22 protein-coding genes are annotated in these 19,898 nt (G+C 60.4%); 15 read left to right on the top strand and 7 right to left on the bottom strand.

Features of this window, described 5'->3' with window-relative positions:
- Positions 1-117: 117 nt before the first annotated feature.
- From M0814_RS16735 to M0814_RS16710, 6 genes are all read right to left on the bottom strand, one after another.
- Positions 118-1,173 (bottom strand): tetratricopeptide repeat protein, encoded by a 1,056-nt coding sequence (locus tag M0814_RS16735; protein WP_103483516.1) that lies wholly within the window; start codon positions 1,171-1,173, stop codon positions 118-120.
- A gap of 182 nt (positions 1,174-1,355) precedes the next feature.
- A complete protein-coding gene (locus M0814_RS16730; protein WP_003225107.1) occupies positions 1,356-2,777 on the bottom strand; it encodes a TolC family protein in 1,422 nt (473 codons plus the stop codon).
- Positions 2,777-5,965 (bottom strand): efflux RND transporter permease subunit, encoded by a 3,189-nt coding sequence (locus M0814_RS16725; RefSeq protein WP_003225105.1) that lies wholly within the window; start codon positions 5,963-5,965, stop codon positions 2,777-2,779. Before M0814_RS16725 ends, M0814_RS16730 begins: the two co-directional genes overlap by 1 nt.
- 15 nt (positions 5,966-5,980) lie before the next feature.
- Positions 5,981-7,234, bottom strand: a complete 1,254-nt coding sequence (gene mexE, locus M0814_RS16720) for a multidrug efflux RND transporter periplasmic adaptor subunit MexE (protein ID WP_003225103.1) — start codon at positions 7,232-7,234, stop codon at positions 5,981-5,983.
- A 273-nt stretch (positions 7,235-7,507) separates the two neighbouring features.
- The gene (locus M0814_RS16715) at positions 7,508-7,960 is read right to left on the bottom strand and encodes a DUF805 domain-containing protein (protein ID WP_103483515.1); all 453 of its coding nucleotides are present in this window, start codon (positions 7,958-7,960) and stop codon (positions 7,508-7,510) included.
- A gap of 15 nt (positions 7,961-7,975) precedes the next feature.
- Positions 7,976-8,323 carry a hypothetical protein gene (locus tag M0814_RS16710; protein WP_003225099.1) on the bottom strand — a complete coding sequence of 116 codons (348 nt, stop codon included), beginning with the start codon at positions 8,321-8,323 and terminating at the stop codon, positions 7,976-7,978.
- Positions 8,324-8,906: 583 nt separating this feature from the next.
- Between M0814_RS16710 and M0814_RS16705 the strand changes: the two genes are divergently transcribed.
- The 15 genes from M0814_RS16705 to M0814_RS16635 all read left to right on the top strand — a co-directional run bounded on the left by M0814_RS16705 (position 8,907) and on the right by M0814_RS16635 (position 19,160).
- Positions 8,907-9,848 carry a sigma-54 dependent transcriptional regulator gene (locus tag M0814_RS16705; RefSeq protein WP_003225097.1) on the top strand — a complete coding sequence of 314 codons (942 nt, stop codon included), beginning with the start codon at positions 8,907-8,909 and terminating at the stop codon, positions 9,846-9,848.
- A 118-nt stretch (positions 9,849-9,966) separates the two neighbouring features.
- Positions 9,967-10,173, top strand: coding sequence for a hypothetical protein (locus tag M0814_RS16700; protein WP_003225095.1), 207 nt, complete (start codon positions 9,967-9,969; stop codon positions 10,171-10,173).
- A 68-nt stretch (positions 10,174-10,241) separates the two neighbouring features.
- Positions 10,242-11,159, top strand: coding sequence for a DNA-binding protein (locus M0814_RS16695; RefSeq protein WP_003225093.1), 918 nt, complete (start codon positions 10,242-10,244; stop codon positions 11,157-11,159).
- A gap of 32 nt (positions 11,160-11,191) precedes the next feature.
- Positions 11,192-11,548 carry a type III secretion system inner rod subunit SctI gene (gene sctI / locus M0814_RS16690; protein WP_103483514.1) on the top strand — a complete coding sequence of 119 codons (357 nt, stop codon included), beginning with the start codon at positions 11,192-11,194 and terminating at the stop codon, positions 11,546-11,548.
- 9 nt (positions 11,549-11,557) lie between these two features.
- Complete coding sequence (gene sctJ, locus M0814_RS16685; protein WP_103483513.1) at positions 11,558-12,352, top strand: type III secretion inner membrane ring lipoprotein SctJ; 795 nt, start codon at positions 11,558-11,560, stop codon at positions 12,350-12,352.
- Positions 12,349-12,978 (top strand): hypothetical protein, encoded by a 630-nt coding sequence (locus M0814_RS16680; RefSeq protein ID WP_103483512.1) that lies wholly within the window; start codon positions 12,349-12,351, stop codon positions 12,976-12,978. Before sctJ ends, M0814_RS16680 begins: the two co-directional genes overlap by 4 nt.
- Positions 12,947-13,552 carry a type III secretion system stator protein SctL gene (sctL, locus tag M0814_RS16675; RefSeq protein ID WP_103483511.1) on the top strand — a complete coding sequence of 202 codons (606 nt, stop codon included), beginning with the start codon at positions 12,947-12,949 and terminating at the stop codon, positions 13,550-13,552. Before M0814_RS16680 ends, sctL begins: the two co-directional genes overlap by 32 nt.
- 63 nt (positions 13,553-13,615) lie before the next feature.
- Entirely contained in the window at positions 13,616-13,837 is a 222-nt protein-coding gene (locus M0814_RS16670; RefSeq protein ID WP_003225084.1) for an HPr kinase, read from the top strand.
- Entirely contained in the window at positions 13,824-14,234 is a 411-nt protein-coding gene (locus tag M0814_RS16665) for a type III secretion system chaperone (protein ID WP_003225083.1), read from the top strand. Before M0814_RS16670 ends, M0814_RS16665 begins: the two co-directional genes overlap by 14 nt.
- Entirely contained in the window at positions 14,227-16,233 is a 2,007-nt protein-coding gene (gene sctC, locus M0814_RS16660) for a type III secretion system outer membrane ring subunit SctC (protein WP_103483510.1), read from the top strand. The genes M0814_RS16665 and sctC overlap by 8 nt, the downstream gene beginning before the upstream one ends.
- A 100-nt stretch (positions 16,234-16,333) precedes the next feature.
- Positions 16,334-16,528, top strand: a complete 195-nt coding sequence (locus M0814_RS16655) for a hypothetical protein (RefSeq protein ID WP_146774697.1) — start codon at positions 16,334-16,336, stop codon at positions 16,526-16,528.
- Positions 16,521-16,871 carry a negative regulator of hrp expression HrpV gene (locus M0814_RS16650; protein ID WP_103483509.1) on the top strand — a complete coding sequence of 117 codons (351 nt, stop codon included), beginning with the start codon at positions 16,521-16,523 and terminating at the stop codon, positions 16,869-16,871. Before M0814_RS16655 ends, M0814_RS16650 begins: the two co-directional genes overlap by 8 nt.
- A gap of 98 nt (positions 16,872-16,969) precedes the next feature.
- Positions 16,970-17,368, top strand: a complete 399-nt coding sequence (locus tag M0814_RS16645; RefSeq protein WP_003225077.1) for a type III secretion system chaperone — start codon at positions 16,970-16,972, stop codon at positions 17,366-17,368.
- Between the two features lie 132 nt (positions 17,369-17,500).
- Positions 17,501-18,841 (top strand): pectate lyase, encoded by a 1,341-nt coding sequence (locus tag M0814_RS16640; RefSeq protein ID WP_103483508.1) that lies wholly within the window; start codon positions 17,501-17,503, stop codon positions 18,839-18,841.
- 1 nt (position 18,842) lies between these two features.
- Positions 18,843-19,160, top strand: coding sequence for an HrpW-specific chaperone (locus M0814_RS16635; protein ID WP_103483507.1), 318 nt, complete (start codon positions 18,843-18,845; stop codon positions 19,158-19,160).
- A gap of 54 nt (positions 19,161-19,214) precedes the next feature.
- On the opposite strand, the gene M0814_RS16630 is transcribed toward M0814_RS16635, so the two are convergent.
- Positions 19,215-19,826 carry an aspartyl/asparaginyl beta-hydroxylase domain-containing protein gene (locus M0814_RS16630; RefSeq protein ID WP_103483506.1) on the bottom strand — a complete coding sequence of 204 codons (612 nt, stop codon included), beginning with the start codon at positions 19,824-19,826 and terminating at the stop codon, positions 19,215-19,217.
- Positions 19,827-19,898: the final 72 nt, after the last annotated feature.

Genomic DNA, 19,898 nt, shown 5'->3' with positions numbered 1-19,898 from the left:
ATGACTAGGGGAATCGAGGCCGCAGACTGAATTGAGCGACCTGATTTACTTGACCCCACGCACTGATGGCGGTTCCGCTTTTTCTTTGTGGCGAGGGGTAAATCCCCTTGAAACCGCTTAGAGACCTTGCTGCAAGGCCGGGTCGTCAGGGTTCATCTGTTCCAGTTGTGCCAGCAGAATCTGCACGTTCTGCAACTGCCCGCTTTCCTTCCAGTAATTGATCAGCAACACCCGCGCCTTGCGGTCGGCGGGGTGGCGCTGCACCACTTCCTGCAACTGTTTTTGCGCCGCTTCCAGCTCTTCGGCGGCGTGCAGGGTGGTGGCGAGGTCGTAGCGGTAATCCTTGTTGTCGGGCTCGAGTTCCACCGCTTTGGACAAACCGAGCAGGGCGAACTCACGTTGGTCGTGGTGCAGCAGCCACAGCCCCAACGCGTGTTGCAGGTAGGCGGAATCCGGTTGGGCCTGCAGCTGTCTGGCCAGCAACTGGCGGGCGGCGTCGCTTTGGCCCTGACGGTCGAGGACATCGATTTGCATGACCAGCGCCGGCAGGTTGTCCGGTTCCAGGCGCAGGGTATTGTCGAGCGCTTGCTGGGCTTGTTTGAGTTCGGCGTTGTGCAGATACAGGCGCGCCAGTTGCGCATAGGTGGCGGCGTTTTCCGGTTGCTCCTTGAGCACTTGCTCCCAGCCATCGATCGCTTGCTGCAACGGCGCGAAATACAGACCCAGTTCATCCGGCGTCAGGCCCAGCAAGGCGTTGATCGCAGCGAACCGCACACTTTGGTCTTCATCGTCGAGCATTGGCCCGAGCAACAGACTGCGCTGCCCGCCGGGCACCAGTCCCACCACACTTTGAATCGCCGCCAGCCGTACTTCGGGCGCTTCGTTTTGCAGATGAGCGTCGGCCAGTTTCAGCGCTTGCGGGCTTGGATAGTTGGGCAGCTCCGCCAGCAGCCAGGCACTGCGTTTGGGCGACAGATCCGGGCGCCCCAACTGTTGATACAACTGCCGCGCTGCACCCGGCTGCCCTGAACGGGCCGCCGTGAGGGCTTCGCTATAGCCGCGCTTGATCGCTTCTGGCACCACCGGGGTGGTGCTGCGCAGCGATAACCAGGCGATGACGATAACCAGCACAAGGCCAAGGCTGATGAACAGGTAGCGGCGGGACTGAGGCATGCAGGATTCCGTGAACGGATGTTCTTTGGCAGAGGGGGCAAGCTTCGGTCAGCATGGCCGTTGAGTCAAATTCCCACATCGATCAATTGTGAGAACAGGCACAAAAAAGCCCCGCGACCGAATGATACGCGGGGCAAAAAATTGGTTGGTTGCGGCCAACCAAAGGAGCTCTGTAGAAATGCTTACTTGCTGGCGACGGTTTCCGGCTGCCAGCCACCACCCAGGGCCTTGTAGATCGCGACGATGCCGCGATACAGATCGACTTCAGCCTGGGCCTGGCTGTCTTCGGCATTCAGACGTTCCCGCTGAGCGTCGAGCAGCACGAGGAAGTCGGTCGTGCCTTCGCGGTAGCGGATCTCCGCCAGATCGGCTGCCTTGCGGCTCGATTCACTCTGGCGGATCAGCGAGATCAGCCGTTGCTGACGCTTGCCGTAATCGCTGAAGGCGTTTTCCGATTCTTCCAGTGCCAGCAGCACTTGTTGCTCGTAGGTCGCGAGCGCGCCTTCGGCATCGGCATCGGCGCCGCGCAGACGGGCGCGCACGCTGCCCAGATCAAACGCTGCCCAGGTGATACTCGGGCCGAGTGCCCAGGCGTTGGCGGCCGAGGAACCGATCTGCGAACCACGCCCGGCCGTCCAGCCAAGGAACCCGCTGAGGCTGACCCGTGGGAACAGATCAGCTTTCGCCACGCCGATTCGCGCGGTGGCCGAGGCCAGTTTGCGTTCGGCGCTGAGGATGTCCGGACGGCGTTGCAGCAGCTCACCCGGATCGCCGATCGGCAAGGCCTTGGCAATCGCCGGCAATTCTTTCGGGCTCAGATCCACGGTCAGTTTGTCCGGACGCTCACCCAGGAGGGTAGCGATGCGGTTCTTCTGCCGAACCTGTTCCGCCTGCAGTTGCGGCACGCTGGCTTCGACCGAGGCCAGACGCGCATCGGCACGTTCGACGTCGAGCTGATCGCCCACGCCGGCGTCACGCAGGCTGATGGTGATCTTGCGTGACTCCTGCTGGTTTTCCAGGTTGGCCACGGCGATTTTCTCGCGCAGTTGTGCGCCGCGCAGCTGACCGTAGGCATCCACCAATTCGGCAATCATGGTGACTTGCAGTTGGTACAGATCGGCTTCGGCCGCCTGCTGGTCGGCGTCGCTGGCTTCCAGATTGCGCTGGATACGCCCGAACAGGTCGATTTCCCAGGCCATGTCCAGCCCCAGATCGTAGCGTTCGCTGTTGACCCGTTTGGTGGTCTGGCCGGGGATTTGTCCCTTGGCCAGATCGCTGCTCGCGCGGCTGGTGATGGTCGGCATCGCATCGTTGCTGACGTCGTCGCGGATCGCCCGGGCGGCTTTCCAGCGGGCGAACGCCACGCGCAGTTGACGGTTGCCTTGCAGCGATTGAGTCACCAACTGGTTGAGGGTCGGATCGTCGAATTGCTGCCACCAGATGCCTTCGAACTTCGAACGGTCAAAGTTCTTCTGACCGGCAGCGCCGTCGGTGGCGGTCGTGATGTTGGCCGCCTCCGTCGCCGGGGTCTTGTAGTCAGGGCCGACGGCGCAGGCGCTCAACGCCAGCACCAGCAGACTCGGCAGGAAGACTTTCAGACTCATTATTGCGCCTCCAGTGGCTTTTGCAGAGCGTGTGCCTTGGCGGCTTTGCGGGCTTCGCCACGCTCGACGAAATTACGGATCAATACGTAGAACACTGGCGTCAGCAACAGACCGAAGAAGGTCACCCCGAGCATCCCGGAGAACACCGCCACACCCATGGCATGACGCATCTCGGCACCGGCACCGCTGGAGAACACCAGTGGCACTACACCCATGATGAACGCGAAGGAGGTCATCAGGATCGGCCGCAGACGCAGACGGCAGGCTTCCAGAACCGCCGCCAGCGGATCGAGACCTTCCAGCTGTTTGTCCTTGGCGAACTCGACGATCAGAATCGCGTTCTTGCACGCAAGCCCCACCAGTACGATCAAGCCGATCTGGGTGAAGATGTTGTTGTCGCTGCCAGAGATGATCACACCGGTAATGGCCGACAGCAGGGTCATCGGTACGATCAGGATCACCGCCAGTGGCAGGCTCCAGCTTTCGTACTGAGCGGCGAGTACCAGGAACGCCAGCAGGACGCAGAGCGGGAACACGAACAGCGCGGTGTTGCCGGACAGAATCTGCTGGTAAGTCAGGTCGGTCCACTCGTAGGTCATGCCGTTCGGCAGTTCATCCTTGAGCAGTTTCTCGATGGCTTTTTCCGCTTGGCCGGAGCTGTAGCCGGGGGCTGCCGCACCGTTGATTTCCGCGGTGATGAAACCGTTGTAGTGCATCACGCGATCCGGGCCCGAGGTGTCGCTGACCTTGATGAAGGTCGCCAGCGGGATCATTTCGCCTTTGTTGTTGCGCACTTTCAGCTGACCGATCTGGTCGGATTCGAGGCGGAACTGCTGTTCAGCCTGAACGTTGACCTGATAGGTGCGCCCGAAGCGGTTGAAGTCGTTGGCATACAGCGAACCCAGGTAGATCTGCAGGGTATCGAAGATGTCGCTGACGGCCACGCCGTGGGTCTTGGCTTTTTCGCGGTCGATGGCAGCGTCGACCTGCGGCACGTTCACGGTGTAGCTGGTGAACAGCCCGGCCAGTTCAGGCACGTTGTGGCTCTTGGCGATGATGTTCATGGTTTCCTTGTACAGCTCGTCGTAGCCCAGGTTGCCCCGGTCTTCGATTTGCAGGCGGAAACCACCAATGGTGCCCAGGCCTTGTACCGGCGGTGGCGGGAAGATCGCCATGTACGCTTCCTGAATGTTCGCGTACTGACCGTTCAAGGCTCCGGCGATTGCTCCGGCGGACATGCTCGGGTCTTTACGTTCGTCGAACGGTTTCAGGGTCACGAACACGATGCCGGCGTTCGGACTGTTGGTGAAGCCGTTGATCGACAGACCGGGGAACGCTACGGCGCTTTCCACGCCCGGTTGCTTCAGTGCCAGGTCGGACATGCGTTTGATCACGTCTTCGGTGCGATCCAGGCTCGCGGCGTCCGGCAGTTGCGCGAAGGCCACCAGGTATTGCTTGTCCTGGCCGGGGACGAAACCGGTCGGGGTGTTGGCAAAACCGAAGAAGGTCAGCACCATCAGGCCTGCGTACAGCAGCAGGGCGATACCGCTGCTGCGGATGACCCGGCGCACGGTGCCGACATAACCATGGCTGGCGCGGTCGAAGAAGCGGTTGAACGGACGGAACAGCCAGCCACCGAAGATCTTGTCCAGCACTTTGGAGAAGCGGTCTTTCGGCGCGTCATGCCCTTTGAGCAATACCGCAGCCAGAGCCGGCGACAGGGTCAGCGAGTTGAACGCAGAGATCACGGTCGAAATCGCAATGGTCAACGCAAACTGCTTGTAGAACTGCCCGGTGAGGCCGGAGATGAACGCGGCCGGTACGAACACCGCACACAACACCAGCGCCGTGGCGATGATCGGGCCGGTCACTTCACGCATCGCCCGCTTGGTCGCTTCGACCGGCGTCAGTCCCAGTTCGATGTTGCGCTCGACGTTCTCCACCACCACGATGGCGTCGTCCACCACGATCCCGATCGCCAGTACCAGACCGAACAGCGACAGTGCGTTGAGCGAGAAACCGAACAGGTGCATCACCGCAAACGTACCGATCAACGATACCGGCACTGCCACCAACGGAATGATCGAGGCGCGCCAGGTCTGCAGGAACAGGATCACCACCAGCACCACAAGGATCAGTGCTTCGAAGAGGGTGTGAACCACTGCTTCGATCGAGCCGCGCACGAAGATCGTCGGGTCATAGACGATGCTGTAGTCCATGCCTTGCGGGAAGCTTTTCTTCAGTTCTTCCATCTTGCCGCGAACTTCGTTCGAGATCTCGATGGCGTTTGAGCCTGGACGCTGGAAGATCGGGATCGCTACAGCAGGCTGGTTGTTCAGCAACGAACGCAGGGCGTACTGGCTGGAACCCAGCTCGACGCGAGCGATGTCCTTGAGACGAGTGATTTCACCGTTGTCGCCTGCGCGAATGATGATGTTCTCGAACTCTTCTTCGGAGACCAGACGGCCCTGAGTGTTGACCGACAGCTGGAAGCTTTGGGCATTCGGGGCAGGGGGCGCACCGAGTTGACCGGCAGCCACTTGACGGTTCTGCTCACGAATCGCCGTCACCACATCAGTGGCGGTCAGATTGCGCGAAGCGGTCTTGTTCGGATCCAGCCAGACCCGCAGCGAGTAGTCGCCCATACCGAACAGCTGCACGTCACCGACACCACCCAGGCGAGCCAGCTCATCCTTGATGTTGAGGATCGCGTAGTTGGACAGGTAGAGCATGTCGTAGCGTTTGTCCGGCGAGGTCAAGTGCACAACCATGGTCAGGTCGGGCGAGGCCTTGTCGACGGTGATACCGATGCGCGTCACTTCCTCGGGAAGTTTCGGTTCGGTACGGGTCACCCGGTTTTGCACCTGCACCTGCGCGTTGTCCAGGTCAGTGCCCAGGGCGAAGGTGATGGTCAGGGTAATCTTGCCGTCAGCGGTGGACTGCGAGGACATGTACAGCATGTTCTCGACACCGGTGATGGCTTGCTCCAGCGGAGCGGCCACGGTTTCACCAATGACTTTGGGGTTGGCGCCCGGGAAGTTGGCACGCACCACCACGGTGGGCGGCACGACCTCCGGGTATTCGCTGATCGGTAGCTGGAACAGCGAGATCGCACCGGCGATCAGGATCAACAGCGAGAGCACCGCTGCGAAGATCGGCCGTGAAATGAAGAATTGGGAAAAATTCATCGGAGTTGTCGTCCCTTAACCGCGTGGGGTCGCAGCGGCGAGCTTCACAGCCGTACCCTGTGCACCTTTGGCGGGTGCGACTTTGGGCAGGTTGCTGGCTTCCAGCGCTTGTCGTTGTTGAGCCAGAGCGGCAATGGTCTGCTCGCTGGCCATCGGGATCACTTCAGGGGTAACCGGCGAACCCGGACGTACCCGCTGCAAGCCCTTGACGATGATCGTGTCGTCCTTGTTCAGGCCGCTGCGCACGATGCGCAGGCCTTCGATCTTCGGCCCGAGTTCGACGGGACGGTAGGCGGTCTTGTTGTCCGCATCCATCACCAGCACGAATTTCTTGCCCAGATCGGTGCCGACCGCTTCGTCGTTGATCAGCATGGCGTTGTAGGTGCCGCTGCCGACCAGTTTCAGCCGTGCGTACAGGCCTGGGGTGTAGGTGCCGTCGCTGTTGTCGAACACCGCACGACCACGGATGGTGCCGGTTTTCGGGTTGACCTGGTTGTCGACGAAGTTCATTTGACCGAGGTGCGGGTTGCCGTCTTCGTTGGACAGGCCCATGTACACCGGAGTGGTCGCGCCGCGCTGACCGTTACGGGCGAGTTGGGTGTACTTGAGGAACACACGCTCGTCTGCGTCGAAGTAGGCGTAGACCTTGTCGGTGGAGACCACGCTGGTGAGCGGGGTGGTGTCGGCGGTCACCAGGTTGCCGGCAGTGATTTCGGCGCGGCTGACGCGACCGCTGATCGGTGCGGTGACACGGGTGAAGCTCAGGTTCAGTTTGGCCAGATCCAGCTGCGCTTGCAGGGCGCCGACGGCGGCGCGGGCTTCTTGTGCAGCACTGGTGCGCGAGTCGGCCAGTTCCGCGGAGATCGCGTTGCTGGCACGCAGGCGTTCGCCACGACCGGCTTCGTTTTCACTGCGAGTGGCGTTGGCACGCGCTTGGGCTACCAGGGCTTCGAGGCGGCGCACCTCAGCCTGGAAAGGACGCGGGTCGATCTGGAACAGCAGGTCACCTTTCTTGACCAGCGCACCTTCGGTGAACGCCACCTCGTCGATCTGGCCAGAGACCCGAGGACGAATTTCAACAGTTTCCGGCGCTTCGAGGCGCCCGGTGAATTCGTCCCACTCGTTGACCGGTTGTTCCAGCACCTTCGCCACGCTGACTTTGGCAGCGGGCAGGGTGGCGGCAGTCTCCGGAGTCTTGCCGCAAGCGCTCATCACCAGCACGGCCAACAGGGCCAAGGGGAAGCGCAAATGTTTGAGTGACTGTTCCATGGAATCATCCGCCAATGTATTGAAGATGGGCGGATGATGCTCGGCGGGGGTGTGATGGCACGAATCGAATGAAGCAAAGGTAACTATCATTCGGAATGATATAAGACCGATTCGAGCCCTCTAGCATGCACCTTTCGTTAGGGGGCTATCAATCTGTTTGATGACAAATCTATGTTGCGCCGCGAGTAAAAATCCGGCGGCGTTTCAGATTCATGTCGTACAAACAAAGAGACGGCCATGAAGGCCGTCTCGTTCAACGTGCTGCGGGGTGACTCAGTTGTTGCCTTTGCGGTTCGGCCCGAAACGGTTTGGCCCCGGCTGGCTGTCTTGCACCAGGAACACCAGGTTGACGATCGGCAGCAGCAACCACCAGCCGCTACGGTCGGTGTCGTGCATGCGGCGCGCACCGGCGGCAATGCTCGGCAGGAACATCGCCAGGCTGTACAGGTTGTAGAGCACGCCCTTGGTGTTGAGCATTGCATCGAGAACACCCATGACAATGCAGATACCCAGGTTGATCAGCACGAACATCCAGTATTCGCGGCGAGTGGCGCGGCCTTTGAATTCGGCGTAATTCTTCAGCGCTTCCACGTAAGGGTTGCCCGTGGTGATCGCGGGACCGCTTGCATAGGACTGTTGAGTTGCCTGAGGTGCACCGCACTGTGGGCAGGCCACAGCCAGACTACTAATCTCCTTGGCGCAACCACGGCAGAAAACCAAGCTCATATTTTTTCCCTAAAATTATTCAATCGATAGACAGGACAAAACGAACGCGGCAAGGCCTGACAAAACAATGCCGGCAATCGCGAGGTTTCTTCCTGGGTGTTTTTGGTTGATACAGACAATGCCGCAAGTGAGGCCCGCAAGGCTGAGAATGCCCACACCGACAATCGCATCCCTGTCCCATTCGGAATCATCAAACAGGGTAAGTGCGCTGATAATTCCGAGGATCAACGAAACGATGGCCAGCCAGGGTATTGCAGCTTGCGTTTGCGGCACGCAGGCCTGTTGGGCAGCCCCGCATTGGGGGCAGGTGAGCGCCGTTTCGTGTAGCTCCTTGGCGCAAGCACGACAATAGACCATTGCCATCGTTTTCCTTAACTGAGTGCGAATGCCCGACCCTCCATCGGTCGGGGCGGCGGTAAGTTAATAGTTATTGCAAGATTTGTCATGCAGCGTTTGTATAAACAGCCTCTCAATGTTTAATCCGAGAGAAAGTAAGCGGGTATTACCATTGGCTGTTCATTTTGAGATCCCTGAAGTTTTCTGGCGCTTTTTGAGGTGTACTTTCGCAGATAGCGTCAAGATGTCAGGGTTATTGATATTCCCTATGATTGAGCTGTTGAATTTCAATTTTGCCGGCTCGAACGGGCTGCATAGACTGCCTGACAGCGGATGTCTGCTCGATTGACAGTCGCGCGGCAGATTTGCGCAAATACAAGCCGCCGTCGTTCATGCAAGCATTGCCGGGCAGATCCAGTCAGTGGGGGATTGGCTGTGAAAATGAACGCCGGGTACCTGCTGATCTCTATCGTCCAGAAAAAAAAGAATGGTGTGGCAGGCATACATTGCGTTCGCGACGTCGATTCTCCTTCCAGTGTTTTGCGTTGAGGAAGGTGCGGCGTTCTGTATTCCTCGAGCCCGACAGAAGTGATCATCATGAGGGAACAAGATGACCGGGGGTTTTTCGAATAATCACTCTACGCATTGGGAACATGAAGTTCTCGACAGTGCAGGGACGCTGCAAGCTTTCATAAATAAGGCTGCGCCATTGAAGGTCGATATGGTGCTGGAAGGCGAAACCGGCACCGGCAAGGACACACTGGCCCGACGTATTCATCAATTGTCCTGTCGCGAGGGACCGCTGATTGCACTCAACTGTGCAGCGGTGCCCGAACAACTGGCCGAGAGTGAATTGTTCGGGGTCATGGCCGGCGCCTATACCGGCGCGTCAAAGTCCCGGGCGGGCTACATCGAAGCCTCCAACCACGGCACGCTGTATCTCGACGAAATCGATAGCATGCCGTTGCTGCTCCAGGCCAAGTTGCTGCGTGTGCTGGAGATGCGCGGTATCGAGCGCCTGGGCTCGACGCGCTTTGTGCCGCTGGACCTGCGGGTAATCGTCGCCACCCAGACCCCCCTGGAAAAACTGGTGGAAGAGGGAAAGTTTCGCCGCGACCTGTTTTTTCGCCTCAATGTGATCAAGATCCAGCTCCCCACCTTGCGCTCGGGCCTGCAACACATCCAGCCGTTGTTTCAGCGCTTCGTCAATGAAGCCGCCGTGCGTCACCATCAACCGATTCCGCAACCCGACCCCGACCTGCTCAAGCGTCTGCTCAGCCATCGCTGGCCGGGCAACATCCGAGAACTCAAATGCGCTGCCGAGCGTTTCGTGCTGGGCATGCCTGCGTTGCAGATGGATGCACCTTTCGGTGATTGCCAGTCCGGCGTGCCGCTCAAAAGCCATTTGCGCCTGTTCGAGAAAACCCTGATCCAAGATTGCCTCAGCCGTCACGACAAGTGCATTGACGCGGTGATCAGCGAACTGGGGATCCCCCGACGCACCCTTTACCACCGCATGAAAAGCCTGAGCATCGATTCCCCCGAGCTCTGATCTCGGGTTTGTGCGCATCGATTTGCCGACCTCATGGAACCGCTTCCGAGAATCGACCACTCACTGTTCGAACACCATTGGGGTGTTCAAACAACCTTCGATTATCAGGAGTAACACTATGGCCGGTACCGCATCCCTTGGCGCTTCGATGGCTGCCATGACGCAGATGGACGCCACTGCTGCAGCAACCACCACCATGAACGCCCAGGCTCAGTCCAACAAGATGATGACCGATACCGTCAACGGTATCGCCAGCGCCTATCAGGACTCTGCCACCAAAGCGCAGAACGCTGCCCAGCAGACCGGCAAGGCGATCAACTACTAAGTGGTCGTGGGCTCTCTCGACTCCGGTCGAGAGGGCCATGACTTGCGCAGTCAAGCAGGAGCACATCTATGTTTTCCACTTCGATAAGCATGCCCCAGACCACCTCGTTCCAGGGCGGTTTCAATACCTCCGGCCTGGGCAATCTGCAGAGCAACTCCGACAGCGGCGCCGGGCAGATCGCCTCGTTGCTGGGCGAGGCACTGTTCGAGAAAAACGGCAGCGGCGCGAACATCCGTGATGCGAAAAACCCGCTGCTGGGGATGATCGCCGACTACATGGACAAGAATCCGGACAAATTCGGCAAACCCGACGATGCCAACGGCAAGGTTCGCAGCTGGCGTGATGAGCTGAGTGAGGACAACTACCTCAACAAAGAGGAGAAACAGGCCTTCACCCAAGGTCTGGAAGGTCTGATCAAGGACATCCTCGGCGGCGGCACCCAGAACGGCGGCAACGTCGGTGGCAGCAATGGCGGCTGGAATCCGGGCGCCGGCAATACCGGCAACAGTCAGGGCAGTGGCGGTATCCAGGACTTGCTGTCGTCGTTGCTGGGCAATCTGGGCGAAGAAAAACTCGACAACCTGCTCAAGCCAACCGGCAACCCCGTGCGTGACGCGAAGGGCGAAATGGCTTTCTCCAACGACGACAAGGACGTGCTCAAGGAAGTCGCGCGTTTCATGGACATGCACCCGGAAGAGTTCGGCAAACCGGACGGCAAATCCAAGGACTGGATGGGCGAGTTGTCCGAGGGCGATCTGTTCATGTCCAAGGGCGAGAGCAAGCAGTTCCAGAAAGCCATCGACATGATCAAGGGTGAGGTCAAGGGCAGTGCTCAAGGCAATTCACTGGGCGGACTGTTCCCCAATGCCGAGCAGAACTTCCTTAACGGCGGTGCCGGTAACACCCTGAAAACCGACGCCAGCATCGCGGCCGGCAACGTCTTGTCGGTGCTGGTACAGCAAAGCTCCACCAGCTATCGCGGCTGATTGTAAACCTTCGTCCCGGCAGGAGAGCATGAATGGCGATTACAGGGGTAACAGCTAACCACTCGGGTCTATCCGTTACCGAAGGGCTGCCGCTCAGGCCGCCTGCCGAGGCGGACATTGCCTGGTTTAACTCACAGATGCAGCAGGCCGCTGCCCGGCCACCGCGCGAGGAGGCGGCAGATTCGCCGATCGCCCGGGCTTCTACGGCCCTGCAAAAGGATGCCGACAAGGCCGATCGAGACTTGCAGCGAGCATCGCGCTCCACCGATCCGCAGCAGGCGTTGCAGGCCAACCGGTCCTTGTCCTCGTTTTATCTGGAGAGCCTGCTCAGCGCCAAACTGGTGAGCAAGGCTGCTCAGAGCGTAGAAAAACTCACCAGTCTTCAATAAGGCCAGACCATGCATTTCAAGGCATTCAGGCGGCTTGTGCCGGCGCTGATGATCCTGCTGCTGTGCGGTTGTGGCGAGCGTATGGAGCTGCACCGCGACCTCTCCGAACAGGACGCCAACGAAGTGCTGGCGGAACTGGCCGGCAAGCACATCGATGCGCAGAAGCGGCTGGACAAGAACGGCGTCGCGGTGCTGGTGGCGACCCGTGACATTTCCCGGGCGGTGCGGGCGCTCGAAGCCGTGGGATTGCCGCGTCGCTCGCGCTCCAGCCTGGGTGAAGTGTTTCGCAAGGAAGGGGTGATTTCCTCGCCGCTGGAAGAGCGCGCGCGGTACCTCTATGCCTTGTCCCAGGAGCTGGAGCAGACCCTGTCGCAGATCGACGGTGTGGTGGTGGCCCGGGTTCACGTGGTGCTGCCGGAACGGGTGGCGCCGGGCGAACCGGTGCAACCGGCGTCGGCAGCGGTGTTCATCAAACACCGCGCGGAACTCGACCCGGACAGTGTACTGCCACGCATCCGGCGCATGGTTGCCAGCAGCATCCCGGGAATCAGCGGCGCCGATGACAAGAAACTCGCGGTGATCTTCGTGCCCGCCCAGAGCTATCAGGAGGCCGAGGAACAGGTGAGTATCGGCCCGCTGCGCATGACTCAGGAACGCTGGCAGTTCTGGCAGTGGCTTGCCGGGCTGTGTGTGCTGGCGGCGTTATTGCTGGCGGGCGGATTGCTGGTGCTCAACCCGCAATGGCGTCAGCGCCTGGGCAAAGCGGTAGGCGGGGCCAGACCGACGCCGTCGGATCCGCGATGAGTGTGTCGGCGGTTTCTCCGGAGCAAGCGCTGGCCTGGGTGCGCTGGTGGGTGCAGGGCGCACGGCAAGCCGAGGCTGATTGGGCTTTGGGCGAGCAGAACGTTGCAGCACACTGCCTGGCGTTTTTACGCAGTCATTCGGGGCCGTGGCTGGATGCGCATCTGGGCATGAGCGCCGAGTGGCCCGCCACACCCAACCCCGTTCTGTTGCCGTTGCTCAGCCTGGATTGTGAGCAATGGCGGCGGGTGTTGAACCTGGTGGCAACGGTCTGCGCGGGCAGCCAGAGCCCGCAACCACCGGGCTTGAGCCACCCCGAGCTGATCTGGTGTCGACGTCTGGGCAAGGCGCTGCAACCGGGAAACTGGTTGCCGCCGACAGCGTTGGCCGACACTGCCGAGATTCGCGGCCTGCGCCTGTTGCGGGCGTGGGTGGGGGAGTCGGTCTGGTCTCGCTTGCGACTGACGTTTGCCCGTTCGCGCGTGGTCGATGCCGAACGTGTGAGTTTCGCTTCGCTGCCGGGGCAACGCCTGACGAGCCTGTGGCAGGCCGTCAGCTGGTACGCCCTTACTGTCCCGAATGAACAAGGAACGCCCCATGTTGACTCGCCGCTGTCTGACGTTCAGTGATCCTCAGGCGTTGCCCGACGGCCCGGTTCTGCGCCGTGAAATCCTCGAACAAAATCTGTTGGCCAGTCAGCTGCTGGAGGCTGCCCGCAGCAATGCCGAAAGCATCCTCGCTGAGGCACGCCGGCAGTCGGCGCAACTGGCCGACGAGGCCCGCGAGCAGGCACGGGCCGAGGTCTGGCGTCAAGCGGACGCGCTGCTCAACGAATGGCAGCAGCAGCGGCAACAGATGTGGACGGACATTATCGCCAGTGCCGAAACATTGGTCAGCGAGGCCATGCAGTGTCTGTTGGGAGAAACGGTGCAACCGGAGCGTATCAAGGCGCTGTTGCGCCAGCTCGCCGCAGCTCAGCCCTCGGATGAAGCAGGCGTGCTGCACTGTCATCCTGCAGAGCTGGATGCCGTCAGCCACCAGTTGCAGACGACGCAAGCGCTGTGGAGTGTCCGCGCCGACCCGCAACTGCCGCCGGACAGCCTGTGCCTGCGAACGGCGCTGGGGGATTTCAGCCTGTCGTGGGGCGCCCTGGTCGCCCAGGTCTGGCCATTGCCGCAAGTCCCGGCGCAATCAGTGCGATAACGCATGGAACCAAACTCGAAGGCTGACCACTCAGTGGGCAGTTTTCGGACCTGGAGTCTCACCATGCTGTCTTCTGATGCACTGCGCCGCCGTCTCGACAACACCTTCGAACACACGCAAAAGGATCTGGATTCCGCGGCTTTGTCACTGGATGCGTTTTCCCCGGATGACTGGCACGCGTTCAACTCGGCGATCCGCCAGTCCTCCACCGCCAGTTGGGCGGCCAATCAGGAAATTGTCGTCAAGCACAACCTGGCCAAGGCAATCATCAATGAAATCCGCTGAGCTGAGCGTCACCGTGCAACGCTGGCTGGACAGTGGTGAGGGCGAGCTGACGCTGCTGATCGATCAGCAATCGGTGCGCCTGCAACGGCGACCCGCCGGAGTGCTGTGTTGTGCCGGATTGAGTGTCGCCTGGCGCGGTGGCGACGCCGACCTTGAAGCGGCTCTGCGTTTGTCCGGCCCCAGTCTCGGACGCTTCAGCGCCGCCCTGGCGCTGGACCCGCAGGAGCGGCGTCTGTGTCTGGTGCGCTATCTGCCATTCGACGGAGTCAGCCCGATCATCGCCGCGCTGGAAGCCTTGGCCAATCAGCGTGAAGTCTGGGAAGCGATGCTGGCCCATACCCCGGCACCGGTGCGCCCTCGGCATCACGCTCTACCTTTGGGGCACCGTTATGTTTAAGCATTTGTGCGGGATGTCCCTGCTGCTGGCACTGTCGTTGCCGACCCTGGCTGCGGTTCCCGCTGACTGGGGGCAATCGGCCTACGCCTACGAAGCTACACAAACTCCGCTGGACACCGTGCTCAGGGATTTCGCCAATGCCTTTGGGGTCGGCCTGAGTGTGACCGGTGTCAGCGGTATGCTCGACGTCAAATTGCGCGCGACCAATGCCGTGGAATTTCTCGATCGACTGGCGCTGGAACACCAGTTTCAGTGGTTCGTCTACAACGGCAAGTTGTACATCAGCCCCCAATCGGCTCAGGTTGCGCAGCGCCTCGAAGTGTCGGCCGATGCCGCGCCGGATCTGAAACAGGCGCTGACCGATATCGGCCTGCTGGACAAGCGTTTCGGCTGGGGCGAATTGCCCGATGAAGGTGTGGTGCTGGTCAGCGGGCCAGCGCGTTATGTCGAGCTGATCCGCAGCTTCAGCAAGGAGAAGATCAAGCCTGACGAGAAGCAGCAGGTGATGATGTTTCCGCTGCGTTTTGCGGCCGTCGCCGACCGGCAGATTCAGTACCGCGAGCAAACCGTGAGCATTCCCGGCGTGGCGGCAATTCTCGAAGGGCTGCTGGAAAACCAGCGCTCCACGACGCCTTCAGCGCTGGACCCCAAGGCCAATATCAATGCGCTGCAGAGCATGGCTGATACTGCCCGGGGCAAGATCGTGCGTTTGGCCACGGAGCGGGTCAGCGGCCGTGCCGAGGTCAAGTCCAACGCCAGTGGACAGCGGCGCGTTGCCGCTGATGTGCGCAACAACGCCGTGCTGATTTACGACAACCCGGACAAGCGCGGGCAATACCAGCAACTGATCGAGCAGCTGGATCTGCCGAGCAAACTGGTGGAGATCGACGCGATCATCCTTGATATCGACCGCAGTCAGTTGACCACCCTGGAGTCGCGCTGGTCGGCCCGTGCTGGCAGCGTCACGGCGGGTAGCTCGCTGCTCGGCAGTGGCTCGTCGACCTTGTTCATACGCGATTTCGACCGATTCTTCGCCGAGATTCAGGCACTGGAGGGGCAGGGCGTGGCCTCGGTGATCGCCCGTCCCTCGGTGCTGACCCTGGAAAATCAGCCGGCAGTGATCGACTTCAGCCGCACGCAGTACATCACCGCCACCGGCGAGCGCGTAGCGACGATTGAACCGGTTACGGCCGGCACCAGCCTGCAAGTGATTCCGCGCACCATTGCCGGCGGTGGCGACAATCGTTTTCAGTTGATCGTCGATATCGAAGATGGCCAGCTGGAGCAGGTTCGCGACCAACAGACGCCGACCGTCAAACGCGGCACGGTGAGCACTCAGGCGGTGATCGCCGAAAACCGTTCGCTGGTGATCGGTGGTTTCCACGTCGATGAGCGTGGCGACCAGCAGCAACAGGTTCCGGTGCTCGGACAGATTCCGTTGCTGGGGCCACTGTTTTCCTCCAACAAGCGCCAGACGTCGCGGCGCGAGCGCTTGTTCATCCTGACGCCACGCCTGATTGGCGACCAGGTGGACCCGGCGCGCTATGTGGCCAGCGAAAACCGCGGGCAACTCGACCGGGCGCTGGCGTCCGGCCGTGAACCGGGAAAACCTGCGATTTTGCGTGCAGCGATAGCCGCGACTTTTGCCGGTCTGGTCAAGGGCGCTATCCCGGGTGATATCAAACAGTCATCATCTGGTGCGGCCTTGGGCGACCTGTGTAAAGTGCCAGCGACGCTCACGCTGGATCGGCAGCGGATGCAGTGGTTCAACGCAACGGATTATCGGGTGGCGGTCGGCGTGGTGAAAAACACCAGTGCCACACCGCAGCGCATTGACCCGGCAGCTTGTTCAGGATCACAGACATTGGCGGTAACAGTTGCGCCCAAGTTCCTGTTGCAACCTGGTGAATCAACTGAGATTTTCGTGGCTTTACGACCGACGGCGACTGCAACGCCTGCGGCAACACCGGCACGGATATCGATGTTGCCCCCACAGTGATGGGGGTTATAAAAAATAACGAGACCTGCATCGTTTTTTCGCCGTCCTGCCCAATGGGTGGCCGGAAAAGGATGTAGCGTCCGACAAGGAAGGTGACGAGATGAAGTTGTACCAGGCCATTATTGTGGCAGCGAGTCTGCTTTTGTTGAGCGCTTGTACTTTAATTCCAGAAGCTTCATGTGGTTCAGGTGATTGTCAGCAACTTGGCGCCAATAATGCCGAGTTGAATGTCTGGTGGTCTCCCGCACTACGGGATGGCGGCGGCGAATACAGTACGGTGTCTCTGAATGACTGAAACGATTTTGCAAAGTACCGATCAACAGGATTTTCTTGCGCGTATCGGCGAGAAGCGGGCCAGTGCCTGGCAATGGGCTCCGGGCATTGAGTTCGTGTGTCGCAAGGAGAGTCTGGGCTGGGGGCTGGCGCTGAATATCCAGCGTCAGGCACAACGTCCCGATTTGTTTTCGGACGCGCTTAAACGGCGTTTCGAAAATGTTGAATCCTACGACGGTTACTACATTTGCCTGGATAGCCAGCACACTTTCGTGGTCTGGCATGAACTCAACAATGAATATCAAGGAGAACAACTACAGGCGTTACTTGCTCAACTCTTGTCGCTGGCCGGGTTGAAACACTGATTTCGCAATGTTTGTTCTGAACGGAACTCCTCGTCGTTGTTTTTCCACTCATGTTTCGTACCGGCAGCTGTCCGGCGAAATCAACTACAGGAAAAGCAATGGCGAACTCCGAGTCCATCATCCAGCGTTTAATTGCCCAGTTGGCCAGCCAATTGGGCACGCCACTTACCTTTCAGCGCGGCGTCTGTGCGTTATATGACCGCGACCATCTTCAAGCGGCTGTCATCGAGTTGCCGGAACACAGCGAAACCGTGGTTTTGCATTGTCGCCTGGGCACTGCGCAACCGGGCGCGGACAACCTGCAACGTCTGCTGAGCATGAACTTCGATGTCGCGACTTTGCGCGGCTGCTGGCTGGCCCTGGATCAGGGCGACGTGCGCCTGTGTACTTCCCGTGAACTGGCTCGACTCGATGAAGACACCTTCGGTGGGCTGGTGCAGGGCTTTATTGCCCAGGTACGGGAAACCCGTGTGAGTCTGGCCCGTCTGCTCAATTGATCGACGAAGGAACTGCCTGCCAGCGCCGGCCACACAGAGGGCGTGTCGCCGCACAGTGCTGCGGCGAGCACGGTGGATCGCAGGCCATCCCGGCCTCGATCCGGACTCTCTCAGCAACGGGGTACGATACAGATGGCAGATTTCAGTGTTTTTTCAGGGCTTTCACAGAGTGGGTCGGTGGCCGGTTTGTCGCTGGATCAGAGCACGCTGCCAGGCCAGAACGCGCCGTCCGGTGCTTCCGGGTTGCATGATCTGGCCAGCATGCTGGCCGAGATGTTGTTGGGCTCATCGTCGGGCAAGGAAGCCGGCGCCTCCGACCAGAGCGCCGGCGATGATTTGCTGCAGAAGCTGCAAGGGTCGGGCAAGGACGGGCAAACCGCCACCGAGGGCAGTGGTGGCGAGTCGTCCAAAGAGTTGCTGACTCAGGTCTTGATGGCACTGTTCGAGAAGATCCTCGGCGGCGACGGTGCTCAGGGCGGTGACGGCGCACAGGCCAAGGGTGTGGGGGGCACGCAAGGGGCTGGCGCAGGTTCGAGCCCCGAGGATCTGGTCAATACGCTGATGAAGAGCCTCGGCGAAGGCTCCCTGAACAGCGCGATCAGTCCGACTGCAGAGGGCGGCGGACAAGTGTCCGGCGACGATCGACTCAAGGAACTGCTGGAGATGATCGCCCAGTTCATGGACAGCCACCCCGATACCTTTGGCACGCCGGGAGCCGACGGTGGTGGCACATCAAGCAAGGGCGGCGCACCGGTAACCGGCAACACTGCGCCGGTGCCGGACGCTGGTGTCAGCCCGAACCCGGAAGCTGGGGCACCGGTTCTGGACAACAGCGGTGCAGCGCCGGTGGCGTTCCCGACCGCTTCGAGTAACCCGACCGTGGTCAACAGCACCATCAAGGTCGGGCCGGGCGAAGTGTTCGACGGCGGCGGCAAGACCTTCACTGCCGGTGCCGCACTGGGCGACGGTGGTCAGGGCGAGTCGCAGAAACCGCTGTTCGAACTGGCTGAAGGCGCCACTTTGAAAAACGTGATCATCGGCGAAAACGGCGCTGATGGCGTGCACGTCAAGGCAAACGGCGAGGAGCCAGTCAACGTGGATAACGTGCACTGGACCAATGTCGGCGAAGATGCCCTGACGGTGAAGGACGGCGGCGCCAAGACCACCCACCTGAACATCACCAACAGCAGTGCCCAGGGCGCGGCGGACAAGATCTTCCAGCTCAATGCCGATGCCAACGTCAATTTCGACAACTTCAAGGCCAAGGACTTTGGCACCTTCATGCGCACCAACGGTGGTCAGCAGGGCAACTGGAACCTCAATCTGAGCAATATCAGCGCCGAAAACGGCAAGTTCTCCTTCGTCAAAAGCGACAGCGAGGGTTTGAACATCAGCACTCACAACATCGACCTGAAAAACGTGCAGAACGCTTACAGCAAGCTGCCTGAGTCGACCCGGTTCCAGGAGGTCTGACATGAGTGCGCAGCCTTCAATCCCGAGCAGTTGGAAGGCGCTGGTTCATGGCAATGGCGAGCTGGATGCCCGTCAGCGTCAGGCGTTCGAACAGGCCATCGCTCTGGTCAGTCAGAGCTTGCGGGCGAGCCTCGAAAAACCGGCGATTCGCCGCAGTGAGCGCTTCAGCCTGCCGCGTTACATCGACAGCCTGGAACAGGATTTCCAGCCGCATGGCGCAACGGATCAATTACAGCAGGCAGCCGCGTTGACGGCCTACTGGATTGTCCGTTCGCTGGCTGAGCGTTTGCAGGAAGCGAACGCTCAGCCGCGCTGCTAACGGCCACCATAAACAACGGGCACCTGGTGACAGGCGCCCGTTGTTTATTGCGCTTCAGTGCTGGGCCTGCAGGCGTGCCTGCTCGAATTCCAGATAAAGGATCGTGCGCGGTGCATCGCTGGCATTGACCACAAAATGATCCTGCGAGCCGTCGAAGATCACCGCCGTGCCGCAGCGATGCTGATAAAACTCGCCGGCAACGTTCAGGTAGGCGTAGTTGCGTTCGGCGGCCGCGCCCAGGGTCAGGTGCATTTGCAGCAGGCCTTCCTCGCAGACCTCGGGATGACGGTGAGTGCTGAGCCAGGCGTGAGGCTCCAGTCGAGCGAGGGCGGCGACCTTGAACCCGGCCAGGGTTTCGAGCAGCGCCACCGTGCGCGGCAATGCCGCCCGGGCGGGAGGCAGTACCTGATCGCGGAACAGCAGCGGGTATTGCACCCAGTCGCGGTTACCGCCGGCCTCGCCCCAGCCTTTAAGCCAGCCATAGTCGCCGCCCTGTTGCAGGTGCGTGGTGACTTCGTGGTGAATCTGTTCATGAGCCTTGTCAGTACGGTCGATGTCGAGCACCGGCGCTTGCAACGTCAGCACCTCGTGCTGCATCAACGGCCATTGCGCGGCCAGTTCGGCCAGTAACGGAAAATCGTCGAGGGGATAAAACGCAGGACGCATGTGGCCTCCTTGGAGAGTCTGGATAATCGCTTGGGGAAAAAGCCGTGGCCACGCGGGCCACGGCGAAGGCAG

The organism is Pseudomonas sp. MWU12-2020 (assembly GCF_023100605.1).
GTDB lineage: Bacteria > Pseudomonadota > Gammaproteobacteria > Pseudomonadales > Pseudomonadaceae > Aquipseudomonas > Aquipseudomonas fluorescens_H.
The sequence above is the reverse complement of the archived record's forward strand: the minus strand, read 5'-3'. Positions and strand labels throughout refer to the sequence as shown.

What these genes read in the sequence shown, in the direction of transcription:
- M0814_RS16635 (WP_103483507.1), top strand. Translation starts at nt 18,843, where the DNA reads ATGAGTGCGCAGCCTTCAATCCCGAGCAGTTGGAAGGCGCTGGTTCAT.
- M0814_RS16735 (WP_103483516.1), bottom strand. Translation starts at nt 1,173, where the DNA reads ATGCCTCAGTCCCGCCGCTACCTGTTCATCAGCCTTGGCCTTGTGCTG.
- M0814_RS16665 (WP_003225083.1), top strand. Translation starts at nt 13,824, where the DNA reads ATGAAATCCGCTGAGCTGAGCGTCACCGTGCAACGCTGGCTGGACAGT.
- M0814_RS16670 (WP_003225084.1), top strand. Translation starts at nt 13,616, where the DNA reads ATGCTGTCTTCTGATGCACTGCGCCGCCGTCTCGACAACACCTTCGAA.
- M0814_RS16725 (WP_003225105.1), bottom strand. Translation starts at nt 5,965, where the DNA reads ATGAATTTTTCCCAATTCTTCATTTCACGGCCGATCTTCGCAGCGGTG.
- sctL (WP_103483511.1), top strand. Translation starts at nt 12,947, where the DNA reads ATGTTGACTCGCCGCTGTCTGACGTTCAGTGATCCTCAGGCGTTGCCC.
- M0814_RS16640 (WP_103483508.1), top strand. Translation starts at nt 17,501, where the DNA reads ATGGCAGATTTCAGTGTTTTTTCAGGGCTTTCACAGAGTGGGTCGGTG.
- M0814_RS16645 (WP_003225077.1), top strand. Translation starts at nt 16,970, where the DNA reads ATGGCGAACTCCGAGTCCATCATCCAGCGTTTAATTGCCCAGTTGGCC.
- M0814_RS16705 (WP_003225097.1), top strand. Translation starts at nt 8,907, where the DNA reads ATGACCGGGGGTTTTTCGAATAATCACTCTACGCATTGGGAACATGAA.
- M0814_RS16715 (WP_103483515.1), bottom strand. Translation starts at nt 7,960, where the DNA reads ATGAGCTTGGTTTTCTGCCGTGGTTGCGCCAAGGAGATTAGTAGTCTG.
- M0814_RS16730 (WP_003225107.1), bottom strand. Translation starts at nt 2,777, where the DNA reads ATGAGTCTGAAAGTCTTCCTGCCGAGTCTGCTGGTGCTGGCGTTGAGC.
- sctJ (WP_103483513.1), top strand. Translation starts at nt 11,558, where the DNA reads ATGCATTTCAAGGCATTCAGGCGGCTTGTGCCGGCGCTGATGATCCTG.
- sctC (WP_103483510.1), top strand. Translation starts at nt 14,227, where the DNA reads ATGTTTAAGCATTTGTGCGGGATGTCCCTGCTGCTGGCACTGTCGTTG.
- M0814_RS16630 (WP_103483506.1), bottom strand. Translation starts at nt 19,826, where the DNA reads ATGCGTCCTGCGTTTTATCCCCTCGACGATTTTCCGTTACTGGCCGAA.
- M0814_RS16700 (WP_003225095.1), top strand. Translation starts at nt 9,967, where the DNA reads ATGGCCGGTACCGCATCCCTTGGCGCTTCGATGGCTGCCATGACGCAG.
- M0814_RS16710 (WP_003225099.1), bottom strand. Translation starts at nt 8,323, where the DNA reads ATGGCAATGGTCTATTGTCGTGCTTGCGCCAAGGAGCTACACGAAACG.
- M0814_RS16655 (WP_146774697.1), top strand. Translation starts at nt 16,334, where the DNA reads ATGAAGTTGTACCAGGCCATTATTGTGGCAGCGAGTCTGCTTTTGTTG.
- M0814_RS16680 (WP_103483512.1), top strand. Translation starts at nt 12,349, where the DNA reads ATGAGTGTGTCGGCGGTTTCTCCGGAGCAAGCGCTGGCCTGGGTGCGC.
- M0814_RS16650 (WP_103483509.1), top strand. Translation starts at nt 16,521, where the DNA reads ATGACTGAAACGATTTTGCAAAGTACCGATCAACAGGATTTTCTTGCG.
- M0814_RS16695 (WP_003225093.1), top strand. Translation starts at nt 10,242, where the DNA reads ATGTTTTCCACTTCGATAAGCATGCCCCAGACCACCTCGTTCCAGGGC.
- sctI (WP_103483514.1), top strand. Translation starts at nt 11,192, where the DNA reads ATGGCGATTACAGGGGTAACAGCTAACCACTCGGGTCTATCCGTTACC.
- mexE (WP_003225103.1), bottom strand. Translation starts at nt 7,234, where the DNA reads ATGGAACAGTCACTCAAACATTTGCGCTTCCCCTTGGCCCTGTTGGCC.